Here is a 15,054-nt window from a genome sequence, read left to right as displayed (position 1 = left end):
CACCCATCCAATATAAAAACCGGCCCGGAGGCCGGTTTTCTTATTTCTTATCTGCTAGTCTTCCGCATTACGTCCAGGTGCTTCAAAGATTCACCGGTACCGATTGCTACACAGTCAAGCGGATCCTGAGCGATGAAGACAGGCACCTTGGTCGCGTCAGAGATGACTTCTGGCAAGTTCTTGAGCAGGGCACCACCACCGGTCAGGACGATACCATGGTCAATTACGTCTGCGGCAATTTCAGGAGAAGTCAGTTCCAAGGTTTCCTTGATCGCAACAATGATGTCTTGAACAACGTCTTGAATAGCAGTTGCAACGTCAACGGCACTGATTTCCAATGACTTCGGCAAGCCTGACACCAGGTCCCGGCCGCGGATGGTCATTGATTCGATTCCCTTGGCTGCTTCAACGGAAGCTGAACCGATTTGGATCTTGATGTCTTCAGCGGTTCTTTCACCGATCAGCAGGTTGTACTTGCCGTGCACAAAGTTGGTGATTGCCTGGTTGAACTTGTCACCAGCCTGACGAATGGAAGTTGAAGAAACAATCCCGCCCAGGGAAATAGTGGCTACGTCAGTCGTACCACCACCGATGTCAACAACCATGGAACCAGTTGGTTCCATAACCGGCAAACCAGCACCAATAGCTGCGGCGAATGGTTCTTCAATCACGTAAGCTTCTCTGGCCCCTGCCACCCGGGCAGCGTCGATAACAGCACGTTTTTCAACTTCAGTAACGCCTGAAGGCACGCAGATCATGACTGAAGGCTTGGAATTGCCGACCGTCTTGCCCATAAAGTACTTAAGCATGGCCGCGGTCGTGTCGTAGTCAGCGATAACCCCGTCCTTCATCGGACGGATAGCCACGATTGAGCCTGGAGTTCTGCCGATCATTTCCTTGGCTTCTGAACCAACTGCAATAACTTCGCCAGTCTTGGTATTCTTGGCAACGACTGAAGGCTCACGCAAAACGATGCCTTTGCCTTCAACGTAGACCAGGGTGTTGGCGGTACCCAGGTCAATACCGATATTCTTTGAACCTAATCCAAACACGGATATCTCTCCTTATTTACTCGCTTAATCTTGCTTAATTATAGCATAATGCCTGTGAAAGTCATGGATTGGTACAAATTTTAGCTAATTTTAAAACAATTCCCGCTCCCGCAGGCTTAAGTACTCTCCCCCGCCGATGATGAAGTGGTCCAAAAAGGTGATCTTCATGATCTTGCTGGCTTTTTTCAAGCCCTTGGTCAATTCCAGGTCATTGTCTGACGGAGTCAGCGCCCCGCTGGGATGGTTGTGGGCCACGATGATGCTTGCGCAGCCGTAGACCACCGCCCAGCGGAAGATTTCCCTGGGATGGACCCAGGACCGGTCCAGGGTGCCTTGGAAAAGCATTTTTTCACCCAAGAGATTCTGTTGCTGGTCAAAATAGAGGACCCAGAACTGCTCCTGCTTTTGCCCCAGCAGTTTATTAGCCAGGTAGTTGCCAATCTTAGAGCTGCTGGCCCAGTCAGAGCTGCGCCGCATGTCAGTCCGCCGCAACCGGTCCATGGCCACCTCGATGGTCAAAGCCAGGTCATTGGGGCAGTCCGGTCCTGACGCGTAGTCCAAGATGTCCTTGAAGCTGGCAATGTGCTTTTGATCCAGCAGCTGCAACAAGTCTTCCAGACTCTGGCAGGGCAGCTGGTCAAAGAGCAGCTTGAGCAGGTCACGGTCACTTTCAACATAATAGTAGTTTTGCGTAGTTTCGGTCATTTGCATTTCCTCCTTATTTTTACGCTCTACTACTAATTACGCCAAAAACTAGGAAATTTTTTTCAAAAAGTCAAAAAAGTCCGGGCAAATCAGCTGGGCTCTGGCCCGGTCTTCGGCTGAAGCGGGCTTGATGTCGGGAATCATGACGCAGTCGATCCCGGCATTTTCCGCCGCTTCGACTCCCATGCTGGAGTCTTCAAAGATCAAGAGCTGGTCTTTACCCAGGCCGCTGCGCTCTTGGGCAGTCAGGTAGAGGTCCGGGAAAGGCTTGGACCGGAGCTTTTTCTCGGCAACTTCGTCATGGGTGACGATAAAGTCAAAGCTGTTCCGGCAGCCGGTCACCCAAAGATTGTGGTCAACCACGCTCTTGTAGTTGTTGCTGGCAATCCCAATGGTAAGGTCTAGATCGTTAAAGCGCTCCAGTGCCTCCTTGACCCCCGCCTTCAGCTTCAGCTTGCCTTGGTCGGTCCACTCCCAGACCAGGTCATCAGTCCGCTTGACAAAAGCCTGGCGGACCTCATCGCTTGGAAAGTATTTTTCGTAAAAGTCATCCATAGCCTTGACGCTGGCGCCGACCAAACCCAGGTAGGTATCATCACTGATGCCCAGCTTGTATTCCCGGGCGGCCTGAATGTTGGCCTGCCAGTAGAGCTCTTCGGAGTTGACCAGGAGGCCGTCCATGTCAAAAATGACTCCCTGCTTGTCTGTCTTTAAACCTTCAACACGCATATTTTTCCCCCTTCATCCTTAGTTATCCTGCAGAAGCTGCAAGACCGCGCTGACCAGGTAAAATGAACCCGTAACCAAGATCAAGTCCCGGTCTCCAGCTTTCTCCATCACTTGCTTTAAAGCCTGGACAAAATCTCCCTCATAGGCAAATCTTTCCTGAGTCCAGGCCGGGAAATCAGCCTTTTTAGCAGCCCGCGGGTAGGCCAGGCTGGTCAAGGTGACTTTTTCGCCCTTCAGCAGAGTCAAAAAGTCGCTCAAGTCCTTGTCCTTCATCATGCCAGCTAGGGCCAAAAGCCGGCCGCCTTTTTCCTTGGCCAGGCGGCGGGCATATGGCAAAAGCTCGCTTCCGGCCTGGACATTGTGGGCCCCGTCCAATAAAAAGCTGCATCCCACCTTTTCCAGGCGCTGGTAGCGGCCAGGAACCGTGGTCTGGGTCAAGGCTTCTTCTACCGCCTTTTCACTTAATGCAAGAGGCAAAAGGGCAAAGGCCGCCAAAGCCATGGCCGCGTCTTTAGCTTCTGGCAGGGGCCAGACCGGCAAATGGTAATTTTTCCCGAAGACGGCCAGCTCATAGCCTGCTTTTCCCTCTTTAACCTGGAAGTCCTGGCCCAGCCAGTAAGCCGGACTGGCCGATTTAGTAATTTTTTCTTCAACGATTCCCTTTACTCTGGCCGGGATGTCGCCGAGAATGACCGGGACAGCCGGCTTGATGATCCCGCTCTTTTCTTTGGCAATATCAGCCAAAGTTGGTCCGATGATCTGCTCATGGTCGAGGCCGATAGTGGTAATCAAGCTGACTACTGGCGTCATCACATTGGTCTTGTCATGCTCGGCCCCGATGCCGACTTCAATAACCGCGTAATCACATTTTTGCTTGGCAAAAAAGAGAAAGGCCATGGCGACTTCATATTCAAAGGTCACCAGGGCAAAATCTGGCTCGCCTTCCCGCAAGCGGCTGACTGCTACTTCAACTTCGCTAGCCACTTCCAACAAGTCCTCATCCGCGATTGCCTGCCCGTTCAGCTGAATCCGCTCGTTAAAGCGGATGATAAAGGGCGAAACAAAAAGGCCAGTCTGCTGACCGGCCTTTTGGAGCAGATTGCTCAGGTAATATGCAGTTGAGCCCTTGCCGTTGGTTCCAGTAATGTGGCAACACTTGACCTTGTCCTGGGGATCGCCCAGGGCCTTAAGCACCCTTTTGACATAAGTCAGGTCGCTCTTTTCGTGCAAGCGCGGCAAATGGTAGAGATAAGCGGTAAGTTCATTAACTGTCTTAAATTTCACGTCTTTAACGACTTTCTTTCAATTCCTTGATGCGGTCGCGCACGCCGGCAAGCTGGCTTTCGTATTCGGCCAGCTTGCCCTTTTCCTTTTCAACCACGGCAGCTGGAGCGTGGTCAACAAAGCCCTTGTTGGCCAGCTTCTTGCTTGCCCGGTCAACTTCAGCTTCCAGGCGGGCTTCTTCTTTGCCCATCTTGGCGATTTCTTCGTCCAGGTCAACCAGTTCTGACAGCGGCACGAAGATTTGGGCCCCGGCGATAACAGCCGTCTTGGCCAATTTCGGCGCGTTAATCTTGCCTGAGATTTCCAGCTTCTTCGGGTGCAGGAAGTTTTCAACGTATTCCATGTTGTCCCGTAGAATTGCTTCATTCTTTTCGTCATCAAGCTGGATCAAGATGTCGATGGCACTGGACATTGGAGCGTTCACTTCCATCCGGATGGTCCGGACCGCCTTGATGATTTCGATCAAGAAGGCCATGTCTTCATCAGCCTTGACATTGTCAAATTCATCGTGGGTTTCCGGGTAAGCGGCAGTCATGATGGACTTGCCTTCATGCGGCATGGACAGCCAGAGCTTTTCAGTTACGAATGGCATGATTGGGTGGATAAGGCGCAGGATCTGGTCCAGAATCCAGGTCAGGTTGGCCTGCTTTCTGGCCTTAAGTTCTTCATCATCGCCGTAGAGGGCAACCTTGGAGATTTCGATGTACCAGTCACAGAAGTCGTTCCAGATGAAGTTGTACATTTCCCGGCCGGCTTCCCCGAATTGGAATTCGTCAAAGAGGCGGTTAGTTTCCTTGACGGTGTGGTTCAAGCGGTCAAAAATCCAGGCGTCAGCCAGGTCAAACTTGCTCGTATCTGGCTTTTGGGCAGGCTTGGCATCTTCCGGCAGGTTCATGATCACGAAACGGCTGGCATTCCAGAGCTTGTTGATGAAGTTCCAGGCCGCGTCCATCTTGGTGTAGCTGAAACGGGTATCCTGGCCAGGCGCGGTCCCGTTGAGCAGGAACCAGCGCAAAGCGTCAGCACCGTACTTGTCGATGACGTCCATTGGGTCGATCCCGTTGCCCAAGGACTTGGACATCTTCCGCCCCTGCTCGTCTCTGATCAAGCCGTGCAAAACGACATTGTCAAATGGCCGCTCGCCGGTGAAGTGCAAGCTTTGGAAGATCATCCGGGAAACCCAGAAGAAAATGATGTCGTAGCCAGTTACCAGGGCATTGGTTGGGAAGTAGCGCTTGAAGTCAGCTGAGTCTTCATCCGGCCAGCCCAAAGTTGAGAATGGCCAGAGGGCACTGGAGAACCAGGTGTCCAAAACGTCCTGGTCTTGTTCCCAGTTTTCAATATCTTCTGGCGCTTCCTCGCCAACATACATTTCCCCGGTCTGCTTGTTGTACCAAGCTGGAATCCGGTGACCCCACCAGAGCTGGCGGGAGATGACCCAGTCGTGGACGTTTTCCATCCACCGCTCCAAAGTGCCTTCAAAGCGGTCAGGCACGAAGTTGACTCTGCCTTCACCCTTTTGGTTTTCCAAAACCTTGTCAGCCAGTGGCTTCATCTTGACGAACCATTGAGTGGACAGACGAGGTTCAACCTGCACACCGGAACGCTCTGAGTGGCCAACTGAGTGGACAATTGGTTCAACCTTGATCAAGTAGCCTTCAGCCTTGAGGTCTTCAACCAGCTGCTTGCGGCAGTCGAAGCGGTCCATGCCAGCATACTTGCCAGCCTTGTCGTTCATGGTCCCGTCGTCGTTCATCACATTGACCCGCGGCAGGTCATGCCGGTTGCCGACTTCAAAGTCGTTCGGGTCATGGGCTGGGGTGATCTTCACCAGACCGGTCCCAAATTCCGGGTCGACGTGCTGGTCTTCAATGATCGGGATTTCCCGGCCAACCAGCGGCAGAATCAGCTTCTTGCCAACCAGGTCCTTGTAGCGTTCATCCCCTGGGGCAACAGCCACGGCCGTGTCACCAAACATGGTTTCCGGCCGGGTAGTAGCGATTTCCACGCTGCCAGAGCCGTCGGCCAGCGGATAGTTGATGTGGTAGAAGGCCCCTTGGTCGTCCTGGTGGATAACTTCGATGTCAGACAAAGCAGTCCGCAGCTTCGGGTCCCAGTTGATGATATATTCGCCCCGGTAAATCAAGCCTTCATTGTAAAGCTGGACGAAAACCCGGCGGACAGCCTTGGACAGGCCCTTGTCCAGGGTAAAGCGTTCCCGGCTGTAGTCCAGGGACAGACCCAGCTTTTGCCACTGGCTCTTGATGATGTTGGCGTATTCATCCTTCCATTCCCAGACCTTTTCCACGAACTTTTCACGGCCCAGGTCATAACGGCTGACCCCTTGTTCTCTGAGGCGGGCTTCAACCTTGGCCTGGGTAGCGATACCGGCGTGGTCCATGCCCGGCAGGTAAAGGGTGTCGTAGCCCTGCATCCGCTTGTAGCGGATCAAGGTATCTTGAATTGCCGTGTCCCAGGCGTGGCCCAGGTGCAGCTTGCCAGTAACGTTTGGCGGCGGGATAACGATTGAGTATGGCTTGGCCTTCTTGTCACCAGACGGCTTGAACAGGTCCTCGTCCAGCCACTCTTGATAGCGGCCAGCTTCAACCTCTTGCGGGTTGTATTTTGGTGCTAATTCTGTCATAAATTTCCTCCAATAAAAAAGTCCTAGACAAGTAAATGTCTAGGACGATATATAACCGCGGTACCACCTAAATTGAGCATAATGCTCCGCTTAAACGCGGTAACGGCGCGGGTACCGGACCGGCTTACTCCTGGTTCAGCCGGCCAGCGAATCAAGCTACCAGGCGCCTTCCGGTCTCTCAGCTTAAATGACCTTTCTCTGTCATGAAGCGCCACCTCTTGATCTTGGCTTTGTCACAAAGTATAGCATAATTTTTTCAGCCATTAAAGAGAAAGTTGTGCCAGCTCTTCTGCCGTCAAAGGCCGGTAGGAGCCAGGCGCCAAATCAGCCGGCAAAGTCAAAGGGCCCATGCTAAGCCGCTTGAGCTTTAAGACCTTCATCCCCTGGGAGGCAAACATCCGCTTAACCTGGTGGTATTTGCCTTCGGTAATGGTGATCTCAATTTCTGACTGCTCCTGGTCTTGGTCTTGCCGCAAGATCTTCAGCTGGCCCGGCTTTAATTCCGTTCCGTCTTTTAAGGTGAGGCCTGCCGCGATTGCCTTGGCCGTTTCTTCATCAGCCACTCCGGCCAAAAGTGCGTAGTAGGTCTTGGCCACATGGTATTCCGGAGCCAGGAGCTGGTGAGCCAATTGACCGTCATTGGTCAAAAGCAAGAGGCCAGTCGTGTCCTTATCCAGGCGGCCAACTGGAGCGATCTTTTGATAGTGGTCCTGGTCTTTTAGCAGGTCCAGAACAGTCTTTTGCCGGGAGTCTTCTGTTGCCGACAAGACGCCGGCTGGCTTATTGAGCAAAAAGTAGTGGTACTGCTGGTAGACAACCGCCTGGCCATTGACCAGGACTTCAGCGTCCTCTTTCACCTTCTGCTTGGCTGACCGGCAAACCTTCCCGTTGACCGTCACCTGGCCGGCTTTAATAATCTCATGAACCTGGGACCTGGAGCCCACCTTCATGTTGGCCAAAAATTTGTCCAGGCGCAGCATTAAAGCAGGTCCGCGTCTTCTTCAGCCAGGTCGTCAAGGAAGCTTTGGCCCGGGTAGATCGGAGTGACCTTAACCCCGGCCAAGGCCCGCTCAATCAAGCCGTCAACATCCAGGCGGCTTTCATATTCCCGAGCTTTGTCGATCTTTGGCTTGGTCTTTGGACGCGGCGGGGCAAAGATGGTGCAGCAGTCTTCAAATGGCTGGATGGACAGGTCAAAGGTCCCGATTTCTTCAGCCTTGGCAATGATTTCGGTCTTGTCCATGGTGGCAACTGGCCGCAATACTGGCGTGGTCGTCACGTCATTGATTGCTGCCATGGATTCCAAAGTTTGGGAAGCTACCTGGCCAACTGATTCCCCGTTGAAGATGGCCAAAGCGTGCCGCTTTTCCCTGATGATGTCGGCCAGACGCAGCATAAAGCGGCGCTGAACAGTCATCAAATAGCCTTCAGGAAGCTTTTCCTTGATCGTTTCCTGGATTTCAGCAAAAGGCACTTCGATGAAGTTGATCCGGCCGCTGTACTTGGCCAGGATGCTGGTCAATTCCTTGGCCTTGGCCAGGGCCTTTTCAGAAGTGTATGGCGGTGAGAAGAAGTGGACCATTTCGATGTTCACCCCCCGCTTCATGGCCAGGTAGGAAGCTACCGGAGAGTCGATCCCGCCGGACAGCATCATCACTGCCTTGCCGGCTGTGCCAACTGGCATCCCGCCTGCCCCATGCAGGAGCTGGTTGGAAATGTAGGCCCCGTCCTGGCGAATTTCCAAAAGCAGGACCATGTCCGGGTGCTTCATTTCCGCCTGCAGGCCTTCCATATGGTTGTAAAGGTAGTCAGCTACCATCTGGTTCAATTGGTTAGTGTCGTAGATAAACTTGTGGTCGCTTCTTCTGGTGTTGACCTTGAAGGTCATACCGGCCTTGTAAGTTGCCTGCATCAATTCCAGAGCAGTTTTCTCAATGGCTTCCAGGCTCTTTTCAGTCTTGATGACTGGAGAGTAGGTCTGGATCCCGAAAACAACCTTCAAGCGGTCATTGACCGGCTCAAAAGGCGTCCCGTTCAAAAGGATGTGCATCCGGTCGTGGTGGGTCTGGATCTTTAGGTCCGGGAAGTCGTGCAAAACCTTCTGAACATTGCTGGCCAGGCGGTTGATGAAGTCCTTCCGGTTCTTGCCCTTGGTGGACAGTTCGCCGTAGCGAATCATGATTTCTGTGTATTGCAAATTTATTCTCCTAAGTGGTTGATCTTGGCAAAGTGCTGGTAAATCTTGGCAAAAGCTGCGATGAATTCGTCTGCTTCTTCTAAAGTATTGCTTTCATCAAAGCTGAGGCGGACGGCGCTGGTCGCGATTGCATCTGGCGTCTTCATCGCCGCCAAAGTACTGGCTTCGTCTGCCTTCTTTGAGGCGCAGGCGGAAGTGGTGGAAATATAGATGTCCTGGTCTTCCAAAGTGTGAACCAGGGTTTCACCTCTAATCCCCTCTAAAGCAAAGCAGAGGATGTGGGGGGCAAAGTCCGCCTTCAAAGGAGAGAAGATATGGATGCCCGGCTTGTCTGCCAGGTACTTGCTGATCTTTTCCTTAATGGCGTATTCTCTGTCCGCCTTTTCCTTTTCATCCGTCAAAAGCAGGCGGGTGGCCTTGGCCATGGCCGCGATAGCTGCCAGGTTTTCCGTCCCACTTCTTAAGCCCTTTTCCTGGCCGCCGCCTTCACACAAAGGCATCAACATCCGGCCCCGCCGCTTGTACAAAATACCAATGCCGCGCGGGCCATGGAACTTGTGGGAAGAGAAGCTCATCATGTCGACCCGGGGGGTAAAGACCTGGTCCCAGATCCCCTTGCCCAGAGCCTGAACATTGTCGACGTGGAAGTGGACGTTCGGGTAATCTGTCAGGATTTCAGAAATTTCCTTGATCGGCTGGATAGTCCCGATTTCGTTGTTGACGCCCATGATGGAGACCAAGGTCGTATCCTTGTCCAGGGCTGCCCTCAAGTCTTCCGGATTGACCCGGCCTTCCTTGTCAACTGGCAGGCGGGTAACCCGAAAGCCCAGGTTTTCCAGTTCGGTAAAAGTATTAGCCACTGAGGCATGCTCAACGGATGAGGTAATGATGTGCTTGCCAAATTCCCGCTTGGCCCAGGCCGTCCCCTTGATGGCCGTATTGTTGGATTCAGTCCCGCCGGAAGTAAAGTAGATTTCGTCGGTATTTACTCCCAATAAGTCAGCGATTTGCTTGCGGGAAGCTTCCAGCAGACCATGGGCCCGGTCGCCCAGCCTATGCAGGCTGGAAGGGTTGCCCCATATCTTGGTCACCACCTGGCTGTAGGTCTCTAATGCTTCAGGTGCCATCTTGGTCGTGGCACTGTTGTCAAAATAAATCACGCTTCTTGCTCCTTAAAAAAGCGGCCATTTTAATGACCGCTTAATTACAAATGATATTCTATTTTAGTCCAAAAGCCGCTTGACTTCAATCAATCAGCTCTTTTTGTTCCTGATAGTAGGAATTTTCAATCCGCTGGTAGCTGCCCGGTTCAACCCGTTCTACCGTCGTGGCGATTGTATCCAGGGCATCCTTGTAGTTGTAGTCCCGGTCATACAGCTTCATGGCTTTTCCGCGGGCCCGGACTACCCCTTCATTGTCCAGGAACTTGTTGGAATACTGCATGGTCAGTTCAAAAAGATTGGCTGAGCTGATGATGTCTTCCGCTTCTCTTTGCAGGCGGTCAACGTCATCTGAGATCTGCACCAGTTCTTCAGAGATCTTTTCCATATTGATCCGGACCTGATTGAGTTCCCCGCTGGTCTTGCTGATTTCATTGATAACCAGGGTGTACATTTGCAAAAATCCTTCCGGAATCCCCGGCAGATTCTGCCGGCTGAGGTGGCGGTAGACCAGGGAGACCTGCTGCTTGAACTCCTTGATCGACCGCTGGGCAACTTCTTCAGCCTCGTAAAGGCCGTCAACTGCTTCAGAGAGCTCCTGCTGGCGCTTGCCGATTTCCTGCAGGCGGCCAAGAATTCTGATCCAGTCATCCTGGACTTCAGAGTAGACGGCCCGGCCGTCAGCGATCCGCTGGCTGGCCCGGATGTAGTCAGAATCCATCTTGTGAACTTCTCTTTCAAGCTCCCGGCTTTCGTCCAGTTCCCCGTGGGTCAGTTCATAGCTTTCGTCGATATGGCGCAGTTTCTTGATCAGCTGCTGGCTGACAGTCTGCTGGTGGGTCAAGAGCCGCTGCAGCTTGTCCTGGCTCTTTTCCACAAAAGGCCGGGCCTTGTATTCTTTCTCCAGGATTCCGTAAAGGGTCTTGATTTCCTTTTCGACCTTCTTCACCCCCTTGCTGGTCTCTTCTAAGTCCAGCTGGGCCAAAGCCGCCAGAGACCGGTCGATTTGGTCGTTGCTTTGCTTGATTTCCAGCAGAACGTCCAGGCTTCCGAAGCCGTACTTAGCATCCCGCATTTCCTTATAGCCAGCCGCGATTTCGTCTAGCTGGTCGGCAAAAACAGTCTGCAGGTTGTGCTGGTCTTCCTTGACTTCTGGCAATTTGGCCTTTAGGGACGTGAGGTCCGCCCGGATCTTTGACAAGACCCGCTTGGCTTCAACATGGTCACCCTGGGCCGAAAGGTTCTTGGCCTGGGCAAAGTCTTCTTCTATGGCAGACAAGTGGTTTTCGATTTCTTCCAGGGCCACGCTGTAGTCAAAAGAATCAGCCAGGATTTCCTTGCGGATTTCCCGGTAGCTCTGCATCAATTCGTCATATTGGGCCTTGTTTTCCCGGTTCGATTCCAAAAGCTGGGTGAAGACGTCGGATGAATTCTTGACGTCTTCAGAGATGGAGTCGACCAATTCTCTGGCCTGCTTGATGCTTTGGTGGGACTTGACCAGGCGGTAGCGGGCGTTTTCGTCCGCCCCGTCTTCAATCAAACGCTGGATTTCAGGAAAAAGTTCCGCTGCCTTCTGGTAGCTCTTCTTCCATGTATTAAGCGTAGCCAGGCTTTCCCCGGCCAGTTCCATCTGGTCCAGCTTGCCAATCGCCCGCTCCAGGTGCAAGTCTTCCATATTGCCCAGTTCATTGTCGAGCTCTTCGATCTCGCGCAATTGCCGGCGGTTGATCAAAAGCATGGCCATGACCAGGACGATGATCGTGATAATTAAAGTGATGAGTAGTAGAGATTGTGTTGATGACATATCTTTCTCCTCCGAACTAAAGTTAATTATACCAAACTAGCCCCCAAAATATTTTATCTTTGCCAGACTTTCTGCGTTTTTTTCTTGCTTTCCGGGCTCAAAGCCCTTATAATGGTCAACGTGTAAAATATTTGCAGCCATAAGCGACAAGAACGTCAACATCCCGGGACGTTTAGTGAACGAGTAACCCACGCTGCACGGGCGAAAATGTAAACTCGGGATGCACGAATGTTGAGCTTATATTGTGATTATTTTACTCCAACAATTTTTATTATTTTTATTGGAGGAATTTTAATATGTCAAGATACACTGGTCCAAGTTGGAAGCGGTCAAGAAGATTGGGTATTTCTTTGTCAGGCACTGGCAAGGAACTTGCTCGTCGTTCATACGCTCCAGGTCAACACGGTCCTAACCAACGCGGCCGTCTTTCAGAATACGGCACGCAATTGCACGAAAAGCAAAAGCTGCGCTGGATGTTTGGTTTGAACGAACGTCAATTCCGTACTTTGTTTGCCCGCGCTGGTAAGATCCGTGAAGGCCAACACGGTACCAACTTCATGATCTTGCTTGAACGTCGTTTGGACAACGTTGTTTACCGTCTCGGCTTGGCTACTACCCGTGAACAAGCCCGTCAATTGGTAAACCACGGCCACATCACTGTTGATGGCAAGCGCGTTGACATTCCTTCATACGAAGTTAAAGTTGGTCAAACCATTAGCTTGAAGGAAAAGTCAAAGAACCTGCAACAAGTTAAGGACGCTTTGGAAGCTGTTGCTTCACGTCCATCATTTGTTTCATTTGACGAAGACAAGATGGAAGGTCAATTGGTTCGTTTCCCAGAACGTGACGAAATGGAACCAGAAATTGACGAAGCCCTGGTTGTTGAATACTACAACAAGTTGCTGTAATATCAATTCGGCTTCAAAGTCTTTCCCAGTTTTGGGAAAGGCTTTTTTCTTGCCCAAAAAGTTCAGTTATAATATGCTTTAGAGCCAGAAAAAGACAATTTTAATTTTTAGAAAGGACTAAGCCATGACTGAAGATTTAGCCAAAAGAGTCGAAAACGCCGCGAATGGCATTACTCCGCAGACCAAGCCCGACGAGCGGCGGCGCTTTTTGGGTTCTTTAAGGGAGCGGGTTTTCGTGCGCATGACCATCAAAGACTGTGAAGACGCCAAGTTGACCAAACTCTTCATGGACCACTTTGCCGACTACAAGGGCTATACCATTTTAATCAACGCCAACACCCCCAACCCGGCCTTCGTCAGCCAGATTGAAAGCCGGGCCAGCAAGGAACAGGTTCCCTTCTGCCCCAGATTGAAAGCCGGGCCAGCAAGGAACAGGTTCCCTTCTGCCTGGTCAATGACGAAAGCGCCAGAAAAGGCGATGACGATTCCGCCATTCTGGTCGTCAGCAAGAAGGCTATCAACCGGATGCGGATCGAACTAACCCAAGTCTACGCCCCGCCGCTACCGGCTGAAGAATTGCCGGCCCCAAAGAAAAAGGGCTTTTTGGCCAGATTCTTTGGGGGCAATAAATGAAGCCCTTAGCCTACCGGATGAGGCCCCAGTCCATCGACCAAGTCGTCGGTCAGCAGCACCTGGTCGGTCCCAAAAAGATCATCCGCCGGATGGTTGAAGCCCGGCAGCTCTCGTCCATGATCCTGTACGGTCCACCTGGTATTGGCAAAACCAGTATCGCCAGCGCGATCGCCGGCAGTAGCAAGTACGCCTTCCGCCAGCTCAACGCAGCTACCGACGGGCAAAAGGAACTCTCCCAGGTCGCCGCAGAAGGCAAGATGAGCGGGACGGTCGTCCTTTTGCTGGATGAAATCCACCGCCTCAACAAAGTCAAGCAGGACTTCCTTTTGCCGCTGCTTGAATCCGGCCAGGTGATCATGATCGGGGCAACCACGGAAAATCCCTACCTGGCCATCTCCCCAGCCATCCGGTCTCGCTGCCAGATTTTTGAACTGAAGCCGTTGACTGAGGAAGAGATCTTGACTGCTGTTGACCGGGCCTTGACCGATGAAGAAAGAGGTCTGGGCAAGTACCATGCCAAACTGACGAAAGAAGCAGGAGAATTTTTAGCGCAAAAAGGCAACGGAGACCTGCGAGCCACTTTAAACAGCCTGGAACTGGCCGTTCTGTCGACCAAGCAGGAACTGGAAGCTGAGGGCAAAGACGCCTCCTCCTTTACGGTCACCCTGGATGATATGGCGGATTCTTTGCAAATGAAGATCCAAAACTTTGACGCTGACGGGGACGGCCACTATGACCTCTTATCCGCCTTTCAAAAGTCCATCCGGGGCTCAGATACTGACGCGGGCCTGCACTACCTAGGCCGGCTGCTGGAATCCGGCGACCTGGTCTCAATCTGCCGCCGGCTCAGCGTGATTGCCTACGAAGACATCGGCCTGGCCAATCCCCCGGCCTGTGAGCGGGCTATTTTGGCCGTACAGACGGCCCAGCAGCTGGGCCTGCCAGAAGCCCGGATCCCCCTGGCCAACGCCGTTATCGAGCTCTGCTTGTCCCCTAAGAGCAATTCTGCAATGACGGCCATTGACGCGGCTTTAGCTGACATCCGCCAGAGTAATGTCGGCCAGATTCCTGACCAGCTGAAAGACGCCCACTACAAGGGGGCCAGCAAGCTGGGCCACGGGACTGGCTACCTTTACCCTCACGACTACCCGGGCGACTGGGTGGCCCAGGCTTATCTGCCTAACCGCCTGCAAGGCAAGCAATATTTCGCTCCTAAGGGCGAAAGCAAGTTTGAAGCGGCTTTTAAGAGCCAGTACCAGCGCCTGCATGACCTGCAAAAAACGGGTCTTAAGGGAAAATGAAAGCGCTGCATTTATGCTTGACAAAGGCTGCTGGGTTCTATATTATAATAAGTGATCTGAGTTGATCGTCAGAAAGCTTATTTGTAATTAGTTGACCGATCAAACTTAAGGACGTGGTGGCCTGTCAGTAACTACTGAATCGGAATGCTGCTCACGCAGAATCCATATTCACTGCGCGACGGGCCGGATTTTGTGAATTTTTTACGGGATCAACAGCGCCATTTATGCTTTGGTCAACTCGGATTTTCTTAGACAATAACAGCGGTCCTTCGGGCCGCTTTTTTTGTTTATTTCTGCCGCTAGCTTACTCAGTGTGTTTTCACTTCTTCTGAAAACTAGAAAGTTTAACCGATGCTCTACATCCGTATTTTCATGATTATTTTTATCGCCTGCCTGCTGCTGACCGCCTGGTACCTCTGGCACCGGAGAAATGGCGCCTTCCTGGTCTTTGACGTCTCCAGCTCTCCGGAGCTCCACAGCTTGATGACCATCTGCGCTTGGACCCTGCTGGCGATCAGCGTTTTAGGGATTGTTTTGCTCTTCTTTGACAACAAGTACCTCAACTTGATCACCCTCTTTTTGGGCTCAGCGATAATTTTTATCTTCGCCCTCCTGCTTTCACAAAACAATCAGTAAA

General features: G+C 52.1%; 13 protein-coding genes and 1 pseudogene. 5 read left to right on the top strand and 9 right to left on the bottom strand.

The features are described 5' to 3' along the window. Nucleotides 1-47: 47 nt before the first annotated feature. The 5 genes from Q0J41_RS07835 to Q0J41_RS07815 all read right to left on the bottom strand — a co-directional run bounded on the left by Q0J41_RS07835 (nt 48) and on the right by Q0J41_RS07815 (nt 6,414). Nucleotides 48-1,052 (bottom strand): rod shape-determining protein, encoded by a 1,005-nt coding sequence (locus Q0J41_RS07835; RefSeq protein WP_296228156.1) that lies wholly within the window; start codon nt 1,050-1,052, stop codon nt 48-50. 90 nt (nt 1,053-1,142) lie between these two features. Next, complete coding sequence (locus Q0J41_RS07830) at nt 1,143-1,757, bottom strand: JAB domain-containing protein (protein WP_013439330.1); 615 nt, start codon at nt 1,755-1,757, stop codon at nt 1,143-1,145. A gap of 48 nt (nt 1,758-1,805) precedes the next feature. Beyond that, nucleotides 1,806-2,486, bottom strand: coding sequence for an HAD family phosphatase (locus Q0J41_RS07825; protein ID WP_296228153.1), 681 nt, complete (start codon nt 2,484-2,486; stop codon nt 1,806-1,808). Nucleotides 2,487-2,504: 18 nt separating this feature from the next. Continuing rightward, nucleotides 2,505-3,770: a folylpolyglutamate synthase/dihydrofolate synthase family protein gene (locus tag Q0J41_RS07820; RefSeq protein ID WP_296228151.1), complete on the bottom strand. Its 1,266-nt coding sequence runs from the start codon at nt 3,768-3,770 to the stop codon at nt 2,505-2,507. Between the two features lie 4 nt (nt 3,771-3,774). Next, nucleotides 3,775-6,414 (bottom strand): valine--tRNA ligase, encoded by a 2,640-nt coding sequence (locus Q0J41_RS07815; protein WP_296228149.1) that lies wholly within the window; start codon nt 6,412-6,414, stop codon nt 3,775-3,777. A gap of 81 nt (nt 6,415-6,495) precedes the next feature. Between Q0J41_RS07815 and Q0J41_RS07810 the strand changes: the two genes are divergently transcribed. After that, nucleotides 6,496-6,621: a hypothetical protein gene (locus Q0J41_RS07810; RefSeq protein ID WP_274606601.1), complete on the top strand. Its 126-nt coding sequence runs from the start codon at nt 6,496-6,498 to the stop codon at nt 6,619-6,621. A gap of 56 nt (nt 6,622-6,677) precedes the next feature. Here Q0J41_RS07810 and Q0J41_RS07805 read toward each other — a convergent pair whose 3' ends face one another. From Q0J41_RS07805 to ezrA, 4 genes are all read right to left on the bottom strand, one after another. After that, nucleotides 6,678-7,394 (bottom strand): pseudouridine synthase, encoded by a 717-nt coding sequence (locus tag Q0J41_RS07805; protein WP_296228145.1) that lies wholly within the window; start codon nt 7,392-7,394, stop codon nt 6,678-6,680. Then, a complete protein-coding gene (thiI, locus tag Q0J41_RS07800; RefSeq protein WP_004560522.1) occupies nt 7,394-8,611 on the bottom strand; it encodes a tRNA uracil 4-sulfurtransferase ThiI in 1,218 nt (405 codons plus the stop codon). Before thiI ends, Q0J41_RS07805 begins: the two co-directional genes overlap by 1 nt. 2 nt (nt 8,612-8,613) lie before the next feature. Beyond that, nucleotides 8,614-9,771: a cysteine desulfurase family protein gene (locus Q0J41_RS07795; RefSeq protein ID WP_296228137.1), complete on the bottom strand. Its 1,158-nt coding sequence runs from the start codon at nt 9,769-9,771 to the stop codon at nt 8,614-8,616. An 85-nt stretch (nt 9,772-9,856) separates the two neighbouring features. Further along, nucleotides 9,857-11,575 (bottom strand): septation ring formation regulator EzrA, encoded by a 1,719-nt coding sequence (gene ezrA, locus Q0J41_RS07790; protein WP_296228135.1) that lies wholly within the window; start codon nt 11,573-11,575, stop codon nt 9,857-9,859. 296 nt (nt 11,576-11,871) lie between these two features. Between ezrA and rpsD the strand changes: the two genes are divergently transcribed. From rpsD to Q0J41_RS07770, 4 genes and pseudogenes are all read left to right on the top strand, one after another. Further along, a complete protein-coding gene (gene rpsD / locus Q0J41_RS07785) occupies nt 11,872-12,483 on the top strand; it encodes a 30S ribosomal protein S4 (RefSeq protein ID WP_270448230.1) in 612 nt (203 codons plus the stop codon). 124 nt (nt 12,484-12,607) lie between these two features. Further along, nucleotides 12,608-13,116, top strand: a pseudogene (locus Q0J41_RS07780) (YueI family protein). Beyond that, complete coding sequence (locus Q0J41_RS07775; protein WP_296228131.1) at nt 13,113-14,417, top strand: replication-associated recombination protein A; 1,305 nt, start codon at nt 13,113-13,115, stop codon at nt 14,415-14,417. Before Q0J41_RS07780 ends, Q0J41_RS07775 begins: the two are co-directional and overlap by 4 nt. A 351-nt stretch (nt 14,418-14,768) precedes the next feature. Further along, complete coding sequence (locus tag Q0J41_RS07770; RefSeq protein WP_296228129.1) at nt 14,769-15,053, top strand: hypothetical protein; 285 nt, start codon at nt 14,769-14,771, stop codon at nt 15,051-15,053. Nucleotide 15,054: the final 1 nt, after the last annotated feature.

Origin of the sequence: uncultured Lactobacillus sp., from assembly GCF_944327175.1 — a bacterium.
GTDB lineage: Bacteria > Bacillota > Bacilli > Lactobacillales > Lactobacillaceae > Lactobacillus.
The sequence above is the reverse complement of the archived record's forward strand: the minus strand, read 5'-3'. Positions and strand labels throughout refer to the sequence as shown.

Coding starts and splice junctions, on each gene's coding strand:
- Q0J41_RS07770 (WP_296228129.1), top strand. CDS start 14,769: ATGCTCTACATCCGTATTTTCATGATTATTTTTATCGCCTGCCTGCTG.
- Q0J41_RS07810 (WP_274606601.1), top strand. CDS start 6,496: ATGCTCCGCTTAAACGCGGTAACGGCGCGGGTACCGGACCGGCTTACT.
- Q0J41_RS07775 (WP_296228131.1), top strand. CDS start 13,113: ATGAAGCCCTTAGCCTACCGGATGAGGCCCCAGTCCATCGACCAAGTC.
- Q0J41_RS07805 (WP_296228145.1), bottom strand. CDS start 7,394: ATGCTGCGCCTGGACAAATTTTTGGCCAACATGAAGGTGGGCTCCAGG.
- ezrA (WP_296228135.1), bottom strand. CDS start 11,575: ATGTCATCAACACAATCTCTACTACTCATCACTTTAATTATCACGATC.
- Q0J41_RS07825 (WP_296228153.1), bottom strand. CDS start 2,486: ATGCGTGTTGAAGGTTTAAAGACAGACAAGCAGGGAGTCATTTTTGAC.
- rpsD (WP_270448230.1), top strand. CDS start 11,872: ATGTCAAGATACACTGGTCCAAGTTGGAAGCGGTCAAGAAGATTGGGT.
- Q0J41_RS07830 (WP_013439330.1), bottom strand. CDS start 1,757: ATGACCGAAACTACGCAAAACTACTATTATGTTGAAAGTGACCGTGAC.
- Q0J41_RS07815 (WP_296228149.1), bottom strand. CDS start 6,414: ATGACAGAATTAGCACCAAAATACAACCCGCAAGAGGTTGAAGCTGGC.